13 protein-coding genes are annotated in these 16,727 nt (G+C 65.7%); 2 read left to right on the forward strand and 11 right to left on the reverse strand.

The genetic code is table 11. The annotated features are described in order from the left end of the window. Positions 1-85: 85 nt before the first annotated feature. From dxr to htpX, 7 genes are all read right to left on the reverse strand, one after another. Positions 86-1,264, reverse strand: coding sequence for a 1-deoxy-D-xylulose-5-phosphate reductoisomerase (dxr, locus tag ACLB6G_RS03235; RefSeq protein WP_410354667.1), 1,179 nt, complete (start codon positions 1,262-1,264; stop codon positions 86-88). Between the two features lie 79 nt (positions 1,265-1,343). Next, positions 1,344-2,327 carry an aldo/keto reductase gene (locus tag ACLB6G_RS03240; RefSeq protein WP_410354668.1) on the reverse strand — a complete coding sequence of 328 codons (984 nt, stop codon included), beginning with the start codon at positions 2,325-2,327 and terminating at the stop codon, positions 1,344-1,346. A gap of 121 nt (positions 2,328-2,448) precedes the next feature. Continuing rightward, positions 2,449-4,017, reverse strand: a complete 1,569-nt coding sequence (locus ACLB6G_RS03245) for an alkaline phosphatase D family protein (protein ID WP_410355159.1) — start codon at positions 4,015-4,017, stop codon at positions 2,449-2,451. A 288-nt stretch (positions 4,018-4,305) separates the two neighbouring features. After that, positions 4,306-5,922 carry a bifunctional phosphoribosylaminoimidazolecarboxamide formyltransferase/IMP cyclohydrolase gene (purH, locus tag ACLB6G_RS03250; protein WP_410354669.1) on the reverse strand — a complete coding sequence of 539 codons (1,617 nt, stop codon included), beginning with the start codon at positions 5,920-5,922 and terminating at the stop codon, positions 4,306-4,308. Positions 5,923-6,035: 113 nt separating this feature from the next. Further along, complete coding sequence (locus tag ACLB6G_RS03255; RefSeq protein ID WP_410354670.1) at positions 6,036-7,754, reverse strand: heparinase II/III family protein; 1,719 nt, start codon at positions 7,752-7,754, stop codon at positions 6,036-6,038. Between the two features lie 96 nt (positions 7,755-7,850). Next, entirely contained in the window at positions 7,851-9,242 is a 1,392-nt protein-coding gene (locus tag ACLB6G_RS03260; protein WP_410355160.1) for an RsmB/NOP family class I SAM-dependent RNA methyltransferase, read from the reverse strand. Further along, positions 9,233-10,255: a zinc metalloprotease HtpX gene (gene htpX / locus ACLB6G_RS03265; protein ID WP_410354671.1), complete on the reverse strand. Its 1,023-nt coding sequence runs from the start codon at positions 10,253-10,255 to the stop codon at positions 9,233-9,235. The genes ACLB6G_RS03260 and htpX overlap by 10 nt, the downstream gene beginning before the upstream one ends. 121 nt (positions 10,256-10,376) lie before the next feature. Between htpX and ACLB6G_RS03270 the strand changes: the two genes are divergently transcribed. Beyond that, positions 10,377-10,628 carry a DUF1674 domain-containing protein gene (locus ACLB6G_RS03270; protein WP_410354672.1) on the forward strand — a complete coding sequence of 84 codons (252 nt, stop codon included), beginning with the start codon at positions 10,377-10,379 and terminating at the stop codon, positions 10,626-10,628. 102 nt (positions 10,629-10,730) lie between these two features. Beyond that, positions 10,731-11,168, forward strand: coding sequence for a thermonuclease family protein (locus tag ACLB6G_RS03275; RefSeq protein WP_410354673.1), 438 nt, complete (start codon positions 10,731-10,733; stop codon positions 11,166-11,168). Between the two features lie 404 nt (positions 11,169-11,572). Here ACLB6G_RS03275 and ACLB6G_RS03280 read toward each other — a convergent pair whose 3' ends face one another. The 4 genes from ACLB6G_RS03280 to ACLB6G_RS03295 all read right to left on the reverse strand — a co-directional run bounded on the left by ACLB6G_RS03280 (position 11,573) and on the right by ACLB6G_RS03295 (position 16,674). After that, positions 11,573-13,348, reverse strand: a complete 1,776-nt coding sequence (locus ACLB6G_RS03280) for a sodium:solute symporter family protein (protein ID WP_410354674.1) — start codon at positions 13,346-13,348, stop codon at positions 11,573-11,575. 11 nt (positions 13,349-13,359) lie between these two features. Continuing rightward, positions 13,360-13,623, reverse strand: coding sequence for a DUF4212 domain-containing protein (locus ACLB6G_RS03285; RefSeq protein ID WP_458543554.1), 264 nt, complete (start codon positions 13,621-13,623; stop codon positions 13,360-13,362). Between the two features lie 242 nt (positions 13,624-13,865). Then, entirely contained in the window at positions 13,866-15,821 is a 1,956-nt protein-coding gene (gene acs / locus ACLB6G_RS03290) for an acetate--CoA ligase (protein WP_410354675.1), read from the reverse strand. 178 nt (positions 15,822-15,999) lie between these two features. Continuing rightward, complete coding sequence (locus ACLB6G_RS03295; protein WP_410354676.1) at positions 16,000-16,674, reverse strand: YggS family pyridoxal phosphate-dependent enzyme; 675 nt, start codon at positions 16,672-16,674, stop codon at positions 16,000-16,002. Between the last annotated feature and the right edge of the window lie 53 nt (positions 16,675-16,727).

The raw sequence follows: 16,727 nt of genomic DNA on the forward strand, positions 1-16,727 counted from the left end.
GGCGGGGCCTGTTGTCAACGGCCGCCCGCCAATGGTCTTGGCGCGCCTCATACAGGATTTTGTGCATTTGCGAAAGGGGGCAGGCTCAGAGCATCGCGCGGGCCCGTTCACGCGCCTCGGTGTCGGCGGCCAGCACATCGGCAAGGGTCGCCGCATCCGGCCGTCCGGCCATGGCGTCCATCACCTGCTCCACGGTCTCGGCCATCTGCAGGAAGCCGGTGCGGCCCTCGATGAAGGCGTCCAGCACAACCTCCTTGGCGCCGTTCAGCACCGCGCCGGCCACGCCGCCGGCCTGCAGCGCCTGCCGGGCCAGGCGCAGGGCGGGAAAACGGGTCTCGTCGGGCGCCTCGAAGTCGAGACGCGCCAGTTTCGCGAAGTCGAGCCGTTCGACCGGCATGTGGGCGCGGAAGGGCCAGGCGAGGCAATAGCCGATGGCGGTGCGCATGTCGGAGGGCCCAAGCTGGGCCAGCACCGAGCCGTCGGCATAGGCGACCATGGAATGGACGATGGATTGGGGATGGACCACCACCTCGACCTGGCCGGGCGACAGATCGAAAAGATGGCGCGCCTCGACCATTTCCAGCGCCTTGTTGAACATGGACGCGCTGTCGATGGAAATCTTCAGCCCCATGGACCAGTTGGGGTGCCGGCGTGCCGTCTCGGCGGTCACGCCTTGCATCTGCTCGCGGGTGAAGGTGCGGAAGGGCCCGCCCGAGGCGGTGAGGATGATGCGCTCGATGGCGCGTTTCTGGGCCGGGTCGAGGACCTGGAAGATGGCGTTGTGCTCGCTGTCGACCGGCAACAGCGTGCCGCCTGCTTCACGCACGGCGGAAATGAAGAGGTTTCCCGCCGAAACGAGGCATTCCTTGTTGGCCAGCGCCATGACGCCGCCATTGGCTGCCGCGGCCAGCGTCGGCTCGAGGCCGGCCATGCCGACAATCGCGGCCATGGTGATGTCGGCCGGCCGGCCGGCGGCCTCGATCAGGGCGTTCCGGCCGGCCGCCGCCTCGATGCCGGTTCCGGCAAGGGCGGCCTTGAGGTCGTGATAGCGGGTTTCGTCGGCGGTGACGGCGATCTCCGCATTCACCGCCCGTGCCTGCTGCGCCAGCAGAGCGACGTTGGAGGCGCCGGTGAGCGCCACCACCTCGAAGGCATCCGCGCCGCCCATGTGGGCGATGACGTCCAGCGTGTTGACGCCGATGGAGCCGGTGCTGCCCAGCACGGAGATGCGCCGGTGCGAAATCGCGCTTGGTTCAGGCGTCATTCCGGTTCCTTGCGGCTCCCCGTTTGCCCGGCGGGCTTAGCCTGCCGCAAGGGACAGGACAAGCCCGTTCCCGGCCCGTTCAGCAGTAAAGCTCGGTGCCGATGAGCTGTGCGGGCGTATAGCGTTCGCCATGGGCAAAGCCGACCGGCAGGATGTCCTCGATCTCGGCCAGTTCCCGTTCACCGAGCCTGATCTCCACTCCCTGGGCCAGCTGGTCGAGATGGGCCGGGGACCGGGTGCCTGGAATGGGGATGATGTGGTCGCCCTGGGCCAGCGTCCAGGCGATGGCAAGCGCTGCCGTGTTCCAGCCGTGGTCACGGGCATAGCTGCGCAACGCTTCGACGCGGGCATTGTTGGCCGACCAGTTCGGCGCGACAAATCGTGGGTTGGTGCGGCGGAAATCGTTCTCGCCAAAGGCCGCCGGGTCCGGTGCGGTGTCGGCGAAGATGCCGCGCCCGACCGGCGAGAAGGCGACAAGGGCGACGCCAAGGCGCTTGCAGGCCTGGACGAGGCCCAGTTCCGGCAGGCGCGTCCACAGCGAATACTCGTTCTGCACGGCCATGACCGGGTGCACGGCGCAGGCGCGCTCCAGCGTGGACGGCGCGACTTCGGACAGGCCGATGCCGCCGATCTTGCCCTCGCGCACGAGCGCCGCCATGGTCTCGATCGCCTCCTCGACGGGGATCTCGTGTTCGCGGCGGTGGAGGTAGTAGAGCGGGATGTGATCGACGCCGAGGCGCTTCAGCGAGCCTTCGACCGCCTCGCGCACGTAATCCGGCCTGTTGTTGAAGTGGCGCTGGGGCTTCGGCACGATGCCGCACTTGGACGCGATGACGAATTCGTTCGGATTGTCGCGGATGAATTCGCCGATCACCGTTTCCGACAAGCCCATGCCGTAGAGAATGGCGGTGTCGAGATGGGTGACGCCGAGATCGAGCGCCCTTTTGAGCGTGGCGAAGCTCTCGGCCTTGTCGGTCGGGCCATAGAAGCCGGCAAAGCTCATGCAGCCGAGGCCGAGCGCCCCCACTTGCGGTCCGTTGGCTCCAAGCCTGCGCTGTTCCATGGTGATGTCCCTCCTTGCTACCGGCCAGAAGGAATAGCCACCGCAGCGCCAAGGGCAAGCCCCCGGCGGCAACAAAAACGGCGGGCATTCAGCCCGCCGTCCCTTGTTTGTGCAATCCGGATCAGGCGCTGCGCACCGGATCGAGCGTGATCTTCCACAATTCGGCATCGTCACGGTCCATCAGGCGAACCGTCATCTGTTCGGTCGCGCCGTCGATGTCGACCAGCCCGAAGAACTGAAGCCCCATGGACGGCGGCAGGTTGGCGCCCTGCTCCGGCGCCGGGGCCTTCACGAACTTCACGTCCGGGCCGAAGGTCATGTCGAGGTCGTTCGGTCCGAAGGTGCCGGCATGGAGCGGGCCGGAGACGAATTCCCAGAACGGGTTGAAGTCCTGGAACTGTGCCTTGGAGGGGTCATAGTAATGGGCGGCGGTGTAGTGCACGTCGGCCGTCAGCCAGACCGTGTTTTCGATGCCGGCGGTCTTGATGAAGCGCAGCAGGTCGGCGATTTCCAGTTCGCGGCCTTTCGCCGGTCCGTGGTCGCCATTGGCAACGGCTTCCGCGCCCGCCTTTTCCTTCCAGTTGTCCCAAACGATCAAACCGATCGGCATGTCGGAGGCGATCACTTTCCAGGTCGCCCGGGAACCGGCCAGTTCGCGCTTGAGCCACCGGACCTGCTCCTCGCCCAGGATGCGGCTTTCCGGCGTCATTTCCGTTTCCATCGACGCGCCATTGGCGCCGCGATAGGAGCGCAGGTCGAGGAAGAAGATGTCGAGCAGCGGACCGTAGGCCACCTTGCGGTAAACGCGGCCGGGCTCGGCGGGCGTGTAGCGGATCGGCGTCATCTCGTGGAAGGCGCGGCCGGCGCGCGCGGCCAGCACATGGACCGACTTTTCCGAATAGCGGTCGTCGCCCATCAGGTCCTTGGAATCCGACCAGTTGTTGACGACTTCATGGTCGTCCCACTGGAAAAAGGTCGGGCAGATGGCGTTGAGCGCGCGCACATGCTCGTCCATCATGTTGTATTTCCACTGGCCGCGATATTCGTCCAGCGTTTCGGCAACCTTGCGCTTCTCGTCGATCAGCACCCTGTTGACCCATTTCGTGCCGTCCTTCAGTTCCACCTCGTCCTTCATCAGTCCGTCGGCATAGATGGTGTCGCCGGAATGGATGAAGAAGTCGGGCGTGTGGCGGGCCATGGTCGCATAGGTCTTCATGCCGTCGCCATCGATGCCCCAGCCCTGGCCGGCGGTGTCGCCCGACCAGGCGAAGCGGATGTCACGGCGGCCGGCAGGCGCGGTGCGAAAGCGGCCGGTGACAGGCTCGGACACGGCGTTGAGATCGGACAGGTCGGCGGCGGTCATGCGGAAGAAGACGTCCTGACCGGAAGCCAGGTCAGACACCAGGCGCTTGACCGCGAAATCGCTTTCGGGCAGCGCATTGAGCGGCGCCAGACGCGTGGCATTGGTGAAATCCTCCCGGGTGGCCACTTCCATCATCACGCGGGCAGGGCGGTCGGTGCGGCTCCAGATCATGCCCGATGTCATGTCCACGTCGCCGGACTGGACGCCATGGGTGAACACGGGGCGCTGGCTGGCGCGCGAATAGAACGGCATGGCAAGGCCGGAAGCAGCCACGAGGCCGGCGGCGCCGGCCGAGGCCATGAAGCCGCGGCGGCTCATCTTCATCATTTTCGACATGACGGGTTCCCTCACGATTGGATCAGGCGCCTTCTGGCGGCGCGGGGGAAACCTCAGGTCTTTCAGTGACAGCTTGTTGTCCGATTTGTAATCGTTCCACAAAGCATTTGTGACTGCGCGCGTATCAACGAAAAAGCCCGGGCACTGCGCCCGGGCCTTTTCGCGGTGTTTCGTCGCACTGTCGGCACGAAAAAGTCTGCAACTTTTTCTGGAAGTGCCGGGTTTCCCCCTGGCGCACTGTCCGGACGAAAAAGTCTGCAACTTTTTCTGGAAGTGCTTTTAGTGCCTGAAATGCCTCATGCCCGTCGTCACCATCGCGATGCCGTGTTCGTCGGCCGCGGCGATCACCTCGTCGTCACGCATTGAACCGCCTGGCTGGATGACCGCGGTGGCGCCGGCCTCGACGGCAGACAAGAGCCCGTCGGCAAAGGGGAAGAAGGCATCGGAAGCGACCACGCACCCCATGGTCAACGGCTCGGACAAGCCCGCAGCCCCGGTTGCGTCGAGCGCCTTGCGGGCGGCGATGCGGGCGGAATCGACGCGGCTCATCTGGCCCGCGCCAATGCCGACGGTCGACAGGTCACGGGCATAGACGATGGCGTTGGATTTCACATGCTTGGCGACCCGGAAGGCGAATTTCAGATCGGCCATTTCCCTGTCGCTTGGCGCGCGCTTCGTGACCACTTTCAAGTCGAGATCGTCGATGACGCCGTTGTCGCGGTCCTGCACGAGCAGGCCGCCGGCCACGGATTTCGCCATGATGCCGGCTGCGCGCGGGTCGGGCAGGCCGCCGGCGACCAGCAGGCGCAGGTTCTTCTTTGCCGCGACGATGGCGCGCGCCTCTTCGGTGGCGTCGGGCGCGATGATGACCTCGGTGAAGATACGAACGATTTCCTCGGCGGCGGCGGCGTCCAGCGTGCGGTTCAGCGCCACGATGCCGCCGAAGGCCGAGACCGGATCGCAGCGCAGTGCGTTCAGATAAGCTTCGCGAAGATCGGCGCCCTCGGCCACGCCGCAAGGGTTGGCGTGCTTGATGATGGCGACGGCGGCGGTGCGCGCCGGGTCGAACTCGCCGACCAGTTCATAGGCCGCGTCGGTGTCGTTGATGTTGTTGTAGGAAAGCTGCTTGCCCTGGAGCTGGATGGCCGTGGCCACGCCCGGGCGGCGGTCCCCCGTGAGGTAGAAGCCGGCTTTCTGGTGCGGGTTCTCGCCGTAGCGCATGACCGAATGCAGCCGTCCGGCCACGGCGCGGTGGCGCGGCGCCTCCTGCTTGAGGGTCTCGGCGAACCAGCCCGCTATGGCCGCGTCATAGGCGGCGGTGCGGGCGAAGGCCGTGGCGGCGAGTTGTTGGCGAAACGCGTAGGTCAGTTGGCCGGCATGGGCCTTGAGTTCGGCCAGAACGGCGGCGTAGTCCTCCGGGTCGGTGACGATGCCGACATAGGCATGGTTCTTGGCGGAGGCGCGCACCATGGCCGGGCCGCCAATGTCGATGTTCTCGACGGTCGAGGGATAGTCGCCGCCCGAAAAGCGAACCTCCTCGAAGGGATAGAGATTGACGACGGCAAGGTCGATCGGCCGGATGTCATGGGCCTGCATGGCCTCGGCATGACCGGCATCGTCCCGGATGGCAAGCAGGCCGCCATGGACGGAAGGGTGAAGCGTCTTGACGCGGCCGTCCATGATCTCGGGAAAGCCGGTGATGTCGGAGACATCGTGGACCGGGATGCCGGCATCCTTGATGGCCTTTGCCGTTCCCCCCGTCGACACCAGTTCGATGGAAAGGTCGTGCAGGGCGCGGGCAAAATCGACGAGGCCGGTCTTGTCGGAGACCGAGAGCAGGGCGCGGCGGACGCGGACGAGATCGGGAGCGGGAATTTTCCTGGATTGAACGGCCATGGGGGCGCGAGCCTTTCGCTTCTGACGCGTGCGGGGCGGGGTTGGCGCGCAGTTAGCACACGATCGCACAGGTTCCAACGCGCCGCCGATCGGAAATAGGGATGATGCGCCAGTCAGGCGGCGTCATTGTCGAGCGCGGAGATGCGCGTGAACCGCCAGCGGACCTCGGGCAATTCCGAGGCGTTGAAGAACAGCACGATCTGGCGGGTTCTTTCCGGTCCGGCAATCCCTGCAAAGAAAATGGAATCCTCGACCGAGGGCTGGGCGCCGCCGGTTGTGAATATCCAGTTGTCGCCAGCGGGCGCGGAGAGGATCACCTGGCCGTGTTCGTCCTGCCAGACGCCGATATCGGGGTGGATGTGAAAGCGCAGCGCCACGGCATCGTTCTTCGGCCTGGGCGGTTCGCCATTAGGGCGGTGGAAGCGGTCGGCGCCGTCCAGGATATGGCCGTTCTCGCGCAGCATGAGGCTTCGTTCGTGGATGATGCCGAAGCGCGCCGCATACCCGTCATGGCTGGCGGTGAAGCCCCGGTGGCCCTCGCCGTCGCGGCGTTCGCAGGGTGTCCTGCGCGGACCCTGGACGAGCGGCGCACCGATGATGCCGCTGGTCCAGCCGCTGGTCGCGAAGCGCGCCGAAGATGTGTCGTTGAGCGTGGCGGTCGAGTGGGCGGCAGTGGCGCGCGACAGCGCCAGGTATTCCGGCGGCCCGTAGTTGTCCACGCCGCAATTGACGATGAAATGGTGGCGGCCCGACGACATCTCGAAGGAAAGGCAGCCGGCATGGGCGCGGCCCGCCACGTCCGCCGGCGGGGCGGCGCCGGTATCGGCGATCACGGTGGTATTGCCGAGCTGGAGCCGGTTGAAGCCGGAATGGGTGGCGTTTGTCAGCGGTGCTCCCTGCGATTCATCGTGCTGCAGGATGGCCATGATGCGGTCCGGGCTGGTGGCGCCGGCACCGTTGAAACGGGCGAGGTTGCCATCCTGGTGGCGGAAGAACCGCAGCATGGGGAGCATGCGCTCGACCGCCGGGATGAGCTCCGGCGGCGGCGTTTCGCCCTGGCTGGCATAGGTCTGGCGCAGTGGCAGCAGGTCGGCAAGAAGCTCCAGAAGGGCCAGCGGACTGCGCGAGACATGGCCGCCGTCGGGCAGGATCTGGTCCTTCAGTTCGGCGTCGAGGCGCCGGGCGGCCTGACGGACGGAGGCCGGGCTCTGGGGCAGGGACAGGCTGGCCAGCGCGATGGCGATGCGCGCGCGCAACCTGTCCTCGCCGGCCGGCATGTCCGGCACCATGGCGCGCAGATAGCGGATCTGGGCGCTCAGCGAGCGCAGATAGGTGCGATAGAAGGGCAGTTCGCAGCCCTGCAGGACCACGGTGGAATGCTGCAGCCAGGCGATGACCCGGATCGCGGTGGTCGACGCACTCCATGCCGGTTCGGAAATGCGCCCGCCATGGATGGCGATCCAGTCGGAGACCAGGGCGCGGGCGTTGGCATTGGCGAGATCGGTTCCGGCCTCGCGCATGTGCCGCAACCAGCGGAATCCGTGCAGCGCATCGGTCCAGGCCTTGTTGGCGACGTCGAGACGGAAGGGCGATTCGCCGCCGGTCTCCACCACATGGCCGGCGAGCGCGAAACGGCCGGCATAGATGTCCGCGGCGATATGCCCGTCGGCCAGCCGGAGATCGGGCGGTGCGACGAGAACACGTTCCGGCGAACGCCCCGAAAATCGCCAGCGGAACAGCGGCCCGACGCGCATGCGCAACCGCGCGCGGCGCCACAATTCGCGCAGCACGAGCGGCCAGAGCCTGGGCCTGTCAGCCGCGGTCGTCGCCAAACATGCACTCCTCCAGATTGAGACCCGCGCGGAAGAGTAGACGATTCAAGGCGTTATGCGAAGCGGAAAACGGAAACGCGCTGTGGATGACCAGTTTTACGCAAGGCGTGTCAGGCGGACGGCAAAAAAGCCGTCGAGACCTGCAAGGCCGGGCTCGGCGTCGGGCCAGTCGGCCGGCGTGGTGCGCAGCCAGCCTTGCGGGGCGATGAAGCCTTCGGCGCCGGGTATCTCGCCGGGCCGGACCGGGTCGATGGCAAGGTCGCCGCGTCCCTCAAGGAAGGCGGCGATCATGCGTTCGCCCTCCGCATGGTCGAGCGAGCAGTTGGAGAAGACCACCGTGCCGCCGGGCCTGACAAGGCGGACGGCATGGGCCAGCAGGCCGGCCTGAAGCGCGGCGAGCTTTTCGATATCGGCTGGCGTCTTGGTCCAGGGCACATCCGGGTGGCGGCGTACCGTGCCGGTCGAGGAACAGGGTGCGTCGAGCAGCACGGCATCGTAAGGCTCGCCCGGATCGTGCGCGCGCAGGTCCGTAGCGACGGTCTCGGCTTCCAGCCCGAGCCGGGCAAGGTTTGCCGTGAGGCGGCGCAAACGGTTTTCCGACAGGTCGAGCGCGGTGACGCGCGCACCGGCGAGGGCAAGCTGGGCGGTCTTGCCTCCGGGCGCGGCACACAGGTCTGCCACGCGCTTGCCAGAGATGGGGCCCATGAGGCGCGCGGGCAGGGCGGCGGCGGCATCCTGCACCCACCATTCACCCTCCGCATAGCCCGGCAGGTCCGGCACAGGCTTTTCGAGGCGGGCAAGACGCACGGACCCGGTCGGCATGACGATGCCGCCGAGTTTTTCCGCCCAGCCTTGCGGGTCGGACTTCACCGAAAAATCGACGGGCGCCTCTTGGCGGTGCATGGCGGCGATGGCGGCGGCTTTCTCCGCGCCATAGTCATCGGTCAGCCTTTCCATGAACCAGCCGGGGGCGTCCACGGTCTGGTGCAAGGCCGCGGCGCGGGCGCGTTCGCCGCCGCGCTGGATGGAGCGCAGGATGGCGTTGACCAGATTGGCGAAGCGGCGGCTGCGGGGATCGGCCTGGGCATGGCTGACGGCCAGGTCCACCGCCGCGCTGTCGGGCACGGACAGGAACAGCATCTGCGCCGCGCCGACGTGGAGGATGTGTGAAAGCAGGGATGCGTTGGCGGGAAGCGGCCGGTCCAGGCGCTTGTCGATCATGGCCTGGATGGTGCGGCGGTGGCGCAGCGCCGTCATCAGGATGGCGCGCACCAATGCGCGGTCCCGCGGCTCCAGCTTCAGGTAATCGGGATGGCCATTCTCGTTGTCGGTCAGGCCGTCCATGGAGGAGCGGGCGTCGATGATGGCGCCAAGCAGGCGCGCCGCGGTGCGCCGGGCGGCAAGGCCAGGCCGGTCTGCGGCCTCGGGCGCCGGCTTCCGGCTTGCCTTCGGCGCGGCTTTGGGCCGGGGTTTCGCCGTCAAGACCAGGGTCCCCTGCCATCGCTGTCACCCTTGTCATCGTCCCGCCTGATCGTGGGAACGCGGCCAGGGGCACGGCGCGGGGCTGCCGGAGGATTGTCAGAGGAGGCGGGTCGTCCCCAGGGGGCCGGTGGCGAACCGGCCGCTTGTCCAGCCGGGCTGGCGGCGGGCGCGAAACCGGGATCGCCGGCCAGATCCATCAATGCGGCGATGCGGTTTCCGGTGTCCGGGTGCGTGGAGAACAGGTTGTCCATGTTCTGGCCGGAGAGGGGATTGATGATGAACAGGTGCGCCGTGGCGGGGTTGCGCTCGGCATCCTCGTTGGGGATGGCATGGGCACCCTTGGCGATCTTTTCCAGTGCGGAAGCAAGCCATTCGGGCCGGCCGCAGATTTCCGCCCCGCGCCGGTCTGCGGCATATTCGCGGGTCCGGCTGATGGCCATCTGCACCAGCATGGCGGCGAAGGGGGCGACGATCATTGCCGCAAGCACGCCGACAAAGCCGAGCGGGTTGTTGTTGTCGCGGTTGCCGCCGAAGAAGAAGGCGAAATTGCCGAGCATGGATATGGCGCCGGCAATGGTCGCGGTCACGGTCATGATCAGCGTGTCGCGATGCTCCACGTGGGCGAGTTCATGGGCCATGACGGCGGCGACCTCGTCGCGCGACAAGGCGTTCAGCAAGCCGGTTGTGGCGGCCACGGCGGCGTTTTCAGGGTTGCGGCCGGTGGCGAAGGCGTTGGGCTGCGGATTGTCGATGATATAGACCTTCGGCATCGGCAGGCCGGCATTGTCCGCCAGGTCGCGCACCAGCGCATGGAATTCCGGCGCGCTCGCCTCGTCCACCTCGCGGGCGTGATGCATGGACAGCACCATCCGGTCGGCATTCCAGTAGGAAAACAGGTTCATGCCGGCGGCGATGACAAAGGCGATGACCATGCCGGTGGAGCCGCCGATCAGGAAGCCCATGCCCATGAAGAGCGCGGTCATGGCGGCCAGCAGCATGGCAGTCTTCATCATGTTCATCGTGGCACTCCGAAGAAGGCGCGGGGGTCGATCCGCAGGGTGTTGTGGCTTATATGATGGGGAGCCAAAAGCACAACTTCAATCGCGCATCAGCCCGGGTGGCGCGAAGACGGTGAAGATCATGACCGACCACAGGACAGACGCGGCGCAAGCTGGCGGAACCAACGATGAGGCGGACGACGGTGGCCCGAAGCGCCGCCGCTTCGAGGATCTGCCGCCGGCCGCGCAACGGGCGCTCCGGGAAGCCGAGGAACGCCGCGAGGCCTACGAGGCGGCGGAGAGGGCCCGGCCGAAGGAACTTGGCGGGCGCGGCGGCAAGGAGCCGGTGCGCTATGGCGACTGGGAGATCAAGGGCCTCGCCATCGATTTCTGAGGCAGGCAATCCTGATCGGCCTGTGGTACGGTCCGAAGCGGATTAGGAATAAATGCATATCACGGCTTGCGCCGCGACAGGTATAGGAATAATATCCTTTGCATGTCGCGCCTTACCTGCCCGCTTGCCATTTTCGCGGTCCTTGCCGCCGTTCAGCCATCGCTGGCTGGAGAAACGATTGCCGGACCGGTGGAAGCGCGGATGCTGAAGGTGATCGACGGTGATTCCGTTCTGGCGGAAGCGCGGATATGGCCGGGCCATGCCGTGACTGTTTCCGTTCGCGTGCGGGGTGTCGATGCGCCGGAACTGCGCGGGCGCTGCGGGCGGGAGAAGGCTGCGGCGCGGCGCGCGCGCGATTCCCTTGCCGGTTTCCTGGAAGGCGGCCGGCTCACGCTCACCAATATCAGCGGCGGGAAATATTATGGCCGTGTGCTCGCCGACCTGGCACGGCCCGACGGGAAGGCGGTCTCCGCCTTCCTGCTGGAGAACGGTCTTGCCCGTCCCTATGGCGGCGGGCGCCGGCAGGACTGGTGCCGGTGACACGGAAGACCGTTTGCCTGAGATGGCGCAAATGCGAAGCGCCGCCCCCGTTCATCCGGTCCTCGTGACCGGCGGGGGCGGCGCCGCAATTCCGTGAACAGGCGCGAGGCATCCGGAAGCGGGCCGGTCAGGTCCGGCGCGGCCCCAGGGCGTCACGCAGGCTTCTTCAGAGGCTGCTCCGAAGGAGCTTCGATCCGCTTGCACTCACGACCTTCAGGAAATCACTCGACATCGGATCACCTCCTTTCATAGCGTTGAACATGACCGGAAGGTGTGGTCGGCGTGGCGGCATGTCAAGAGCACACCCGTCCGGCAGATCAAATGCAAACGCCCCGCGGGAGGGCCCGCGGGGCGTTCGCTTGTCATGATCTGGACGGGGCGGCCAGACCGCCCCGTCTGTCCGCTCAGTGATGAGCGATGTGGGGAGCAGCGCTCGCACCGCGCGGGGTGCGGATGCTCTCGATCAGTTCCTGGATCTCCGCCGGGGGCTCCTCGGTGGCCGAGGCGACCGCGTAGGCGACCACGAAGTTGACCAGCGCGCCGACGGCGCCGATGGACAGCGGCGAGATGCCGAAGACCCAGTTGGCGGCATTGTCCGGCAGCTGGTTGGTGCCCGGGATGAAGAACCAGCCCTTGTAGACGAAGATGTAGATGACGGTGAACAGGAGGCCCGCCAGCATGCCGGCAATGGCGCCCTTGTTGTTGATCCTCTTGGAGAAGATACCCATCATCAGGGCCGGGAAGATCGAGGCGGCGGCAAGGCCGAATGCCAGGGCCACCGTCTGTGCGGCGAACCCGGGCGGGTTCAGGCCGAGCCAGGTCGCCACGACGATCGCGACCGCCATCGAGATGCGGGCTGCAAGCAGTTCGCCCTTTTCCGAGATGTTCGGATTGATGGCGCCCTTGATCAGGTCGTGGCTGATGGCCGACGAGATGGCCAGCAGCAGGCCGGCCGCCGTCGACAGCGCGGCGGCGAGACCACCGGCGGCGACAAGCGCGATCACCCAGCCCGGAAGCTGTGCGATCTCCGGATTGGCCAGAACGAGGATGTCGTTGTTGACCGACAGTTCGTTGCCCTGCGGGTTGGACGCGACGAGGGCTTCCGGCGTGGCGGCGGCCTTGTCGTTGTAGAACTGGATGCGGCCGTCGTTGTTCTTGTCCTCGAACTTCAGCAGGCCGGTGATTTCCCAGTTCTTCATCCACTGCGGACGAGCCTCGTACTCGAGAGCCTGCTCGCTGACGCCGTTCGGATAGACCGTCTGAAGGATGTTCAGGCGGGCCATGGCGCCGACGGCCGGAGCCACCAGGTAGAGGAGGGCGATGAAGACCAGCGCCCAGCCGGCGGACCAGCGGGCATCCGACACCTTCGGCACCGTGAAGAAGCGGATGATGACGTGCGGAAGGCCCGCCGTGCCGATCATCAGCGACAGGGTGAAGAGGAACATGTTGAAGGTGTTGGTGTGGTGGCCGGTATAGCTGTTGAAGCCGAGATCGGTGACGATCTGGTCGAGCTTGACCAGCAGCGGCGTCCCGTCGGACACGTCGCCGAACAGGCCGAGCGGCGGCAGCGGATTACCGGTCAGCTGCAACGAGATGAAGATCGCCGGAACCGTGTAGGCGAAGATCAGCACGACATACTGGGCGACCTGGGTGTAGGTGATGCCCTTCATGCCGCCGAACACCGCGTAGAAGAAGACGACCGCGGCGCCGATCAGCAGACCGGTGGTGTTGTCGACCTCCAGGAAGCGCGAGAAGGCAACGCCGACGCCGGTCATCTGGCCGATGACGTAGGTCACGGAGGCCACGATGAGCGCCAGCACCGCCACCATGCGCGCGGTGTTGGAGTAGAACCGGTCGCCGATGAACTCCGGCACCGTGAACTTGCCGAACTTGCGCAGGTAGGGTGCAAGCAGCATGGCGAGCAGCACGTAGCCGCCGGTCCAGCCCATCAGGAAGGTGGAGTTGTCATAGCCGACGAAGGCGATCAGGCCGGCCATGGAGATGAAGGAGGCGGCCGACATCCAGTCGGCGCCCGTCGCCATGCCGTTGAGGACGGGATGGACGCCGCGGTTGGCGGCATAGAATTCGGAGGTCGATCCGGCACGCGCCCAGAAGGCGATGCCGATATAGACCAGGAACGATCCGCCGATGAAAACGAGGTTAAGTGCATACTGACTCATGATCGATTCCCTTATTCCTCGTCGAAGTCATACTGGCGATCGAGCGCGTTCATGCGGAACGCGTAGAAGAAGATCAGCACGATGAAGACGAGAATCGATCCCTGCTGGGCGAACCAGAAGCCGAGATCCGTTCCACCGACCGCAATGCCGGCGAGCATCGGGCGCAGCAGGATGCCGAACCCGAACGAGACGAGCGCCCAGATGATGAGTGAAATCACCATCAACCGGACGTTTGCGCGCCAGTAATCGGCTGCGCGCTGTTCCTTGTTGTCCATCAAACCCTCCCAGGTCCCTGGAACAGCCAGTCCCCCCATGAGACATGGCTCCGGCCATTTCATTAACCGCTTCCGTGCGCGGGAAAAGCCCGACATTGGGTTTATAGCCTAAGGACTCATGCCGATCCGGCTTCGGGAGGCATGGCCGGGCGCAATGAGCACGCTATTTCAAACAATTAACAAAAAACGACCGGGATCGTGTCCCGGCCGTTGATAATGCGTATCCGTGACGCGAAGGAGCGTCAGCCCTTCTTGTTCTGGCGATTGTCGATCAGATCGTCGACAACGGTCGGATCGGCCAGGGTCGAGGTGTCGCCGAGCGCGCCGAAATCGTCCTCGGCGATCTTGCGCAGGATGCGGCGCATGATCTTGCCGGAACGCGTCTTCGGCAGGCCGGGCGCGAACTGGATCTTGTCCGGCGACGCGATCGGCCCGATCTCGGAACGGACGTGGGCGACGAGTTCCTTGCGCAATTCGTCCGAACCGGTCTCGCCCTCCATCAGGGTGACATAGCAGTAGATGCCCTGGCCCTTCAGGTCATGCGGATAGCCGACGACGGCGGCTTCCGAGACCTTGGCGTGGGCGACGAGCGCGCTCTCCACTTCCGCCGTTCCCATGCGGTGGCCGGAGACGTTGATCACGTCGTCGACACGGCCGGTGATCCAGTAATAGCCGTCCTCGTCGCGGCGGCAGCCGTCACCGGTGAAATACTTGCCGTGATAGGTGGAGAAATATGTCTGCTCGAAGCGCTCGTGGTCGCCGTAGACCGTGCGCATCTGGCCGGGCCAGCTGTCGGTGATGCACAGGTTGCCCTCGGCGGCGCCGTCGAGCACGTTGCCGTCATTGTCGACAAGCTGCGGCTGGACGCCGAAGAACGGCCGCGTCGCCGAACCGGGCTTGAGATCGGTCGCGCCGGGCAGCGGGGTGATCAGGATGCCGCCGGTCTCGGTCTGCCACCAGGTGTCGACGATCGGGCAGCGCTGCTCGCCAACGACGTTGTAGTACCATTCCCAGGCTTCCGGATTGATCGGCTCGCCGACCGAACCCAGCACGCGCAGGCTCTTGCGCGAGGCCTTCGTCACATGCTCGTCGCCGGCGCCCATGAGGGCGCGGATGGCGGTCGGCGCGGTGTAGAAGATCGACACGTTGTGCTTGTCGACCACGTCCCAGAAGCGCGACGGCGAGGGATAGTTCGGCACGCCCTCGAACATCAGCGTCGTGGCGCCGTTGGCCAGCGGGCCGTAGACGATGTAGGAGTGGCCGGTGACCCAGCCGACGTCGGCGGTGCACCAGTAGACCTCACCCTCGTGATAATCGAAGACGTACTGATGCGTCATCGCGGCGTAGACGAGGTAGCCGCCGGTGGTGTGCATCACGCCCTTCGGCTTTCCGGTGGAGCCGGAGGTGTAGAGGATGAAAAGCGGATCCTCGGCGTTCATCTCCTCGGGCGGACAGTCGGCGGAGGCGCCCGCCATGGCATCGTGATACCAGATGTCGCGGCCGTCCTTCATGGCGACATTGCCGCCGGTGCGCTTGACGACGAGAACGTTGCGCACCCGGGCGCCGGCCTTTTCGGCAATCTCGATCGCCTTGTCCGTGTTGGCCTTCAGCGGCACCTTCTTGCCGCCGCGCAGGCCTTCGTCGGACGTGATGACGAAATCGGAGCCGCAATCCTCGATGCGCCCGGCCAGGGCATCGGGCGAGAAGCCGCCGAAAACGATGGAATGGATGGCGCCGATGCGGGTACAGGCCAGCATGGCATAGGCGGCTTCCGGGATCATCGGCATGTAGATGGTGACGCGGTCACCCTTCTTCACGCCGTTCGCCTTCATCACGTTGGCAAGCCTGTTCACCTCGCCGGACAGTTCGCGATAGGTGATCTTGCGGTCCTCGGACGGATCGTCGCCTTCCCACAGGATGGCCACCTGGTCGCCGCGCTTTTCCAGATGGCGGTCGATGCAATTGGCAGAGACGTTGAGCGAGCCGTCCTCGAACCACTTGATGGACACGCCGGGCGTGTTGAAATTGGTGTTCTTGACCGTGGAGAAGGGCTTTATCCAGTCGATGCGCTTGCCATGCTCGGCCCAGAAACCTTCCGGGTCCTCCACGGAGCGCTTGTACCAGGCCAGATAGGTGTCGTTGTCGATCAGCCCGTTGGCTTTCCAGTCCGGCTTGACCGGATGCACGTTCACACTCATGAGGTTTCCTCCATGTTCTGAGCCCGGACACCGCTGCCGGTTCCCCCGGAAGACAGGGCCAGCGGTGAAGTCGGGCCTCTCTTAGCACCAGCCTTGTTCGCCTGAAATTAGACGTTCGATCCGCCCTTGCCACCTGTGGCATACGTCTTTCGCATGAAAAGGCGGACCTCGGGGCGGTTCAGGCGGCGTGATCCCGGGCGCCGAAAATGGCCGAACCGACACGCACATGGGTGGCGCCGAAGGCAATGGCGGTTTGATAGTCGCCGGACATGCCCATGGAGAGTTTGCCGACGCCGGCCTCGCGGGCGAGCTTTTCCAGAAGGGCGAAATGCGGACCGGGGTTCTCGTCCACAGGCGGGATGCACATCAGCCCCTCGATTTCAAGGCCGTGGACGTCGCGGCAACGGGCGACGAAGGCGGCCGTCCCGCGCGGGTCGATGCCGGCCTTCTGCGGCTCCAGCCCCGTATTGACCTGGACGAAGAGCGCCGGATGACGGTCCTGGCGGCGCATTTCCTTAGCCAGTTCGGCGGCGATCTTCTCGCGGTCGACGGACTCGATGACATCGAAGAGGGCGACGGCTTCCTTCGCCTTGTTGGATTGCAGCGGTCCGATCAGGTGGAGTTCGACATCCGGAAAACCGGCACGCAGATCCGGCCATTTGGTTTGCGCCTCCTGCACGCGGTTCTCGCCGAAGATGCGCTGGCCTGCTTCCAGTACCGGGCGGATGTCGTCCGCGCCGAAGGTCTTGGAGACGGCGACGAGGGCGACGCCGGACGGGTCCCGACCGGCTTGCCGGGCTGCCTTCGCGATGTTGCCGCGCACGGTCTGCAACTGTGCCGCACTTGTGTTCATTGCGCCTCTCCTGCCCTCCATTCATCCGCCGCGGCGCGGCGTTGCGGGCCATC

The sequence above is a fragment of the Zhengella sedimenti genome, from assembly GCF_046506625.1.
In the GTDB taxonomy this organism is placed as follows: Bacteria; Pseudomonadota; Alphaproteobacteria; order Rhizobiales; family Rhizobiaceae; genus Zhengella; species Zhengella sedimenti.

What these genes read in the sequence shown, in the direction of transcription:
- dxr (WP_410354667.1), bottom strand. Translation starts at nt 1,264, where the DNA reads ATGACGCCTGAACCAAGCGCGATTTCGCACCGGCGCATCTCCGTGCTG.
- ACLB6G_RS03240 (WP_410354668.1), bottom strand. Translation starts at nt 2,327, where the DNA reads ATGGAACAGCGCAGGCTTGGAGCCAACGGACCGCAAGTGGGGGCGCTC.
- ACLB6G_RS03245 (WP_410355159.1), bottom strand. Translation starts at nt 4,017, where the DNA reads ATGATGAAGATGAGCCGCCGCGGCTTCATGGCCTCGGCCGGCGCCGCC.
- purH (WP_410354669.1), bottom strand. Translation starts at nt 5,922, where the DNA reads ATGGCCGTTCAATCCAGGAAAATTCCCGCTCCCGATCTCGTCCGCGTC.
- htpX (WP_410354671.1), bottom strand. Translation starts at nt 10,255, where the DNA reads ATGAACATGATGAAGACTGCCATGCTGCTGGCCGCCATGACCGCGCTC.
- ACLB6G_RS03270 (WP_410354672.1), top strand. Translation starts at nt 10,377, where the DNA reads ATGACCGACCACAGGACAGACGCGGCGCAAGCTGGCGGAACCAACGAT.
- ACLB6G_RS03275 (WP_410354673.1), top strand. Translation starts at nt 10,731, where the DNA reads ATGTCGCGCCTTACCTGCCCGCTTGCCATTTTCGCGGTCCTTGCCGCC.
- ACLB6G_RS03280 (WP_410354674.1), bottom strand. Translation starts at nt 13,348, where the DNA reads ATGAGTCAGTATGCACTTAACCTCGTTTTCATCGGCGGATCGTTCCTG.
- ACLB6G_RS03285 (WP_458543554.1), bottom strand. Translation starts at nt 13,623, where the DNA reads ATGGACAACAAGGAACAGCGCGCAGCCGATTACTGGCGCGCAAACGTC.
- acs (WP_410354675.1), bottom strand. Translation starts at nt 15,821, where the DNA reads ATGAGTGTGAACGTGCATCCGGTCAAGCCGGACTGGAAAGCCAACGGG.
- ACLB6G_RS03295 (WP_410354676.1), bottom strand. Translation starts at nt 16,674, where the DNA reads ATGAACACAAGTGCGGCACAGTTGCAGACCGTGCGCGGCAACATCGCG.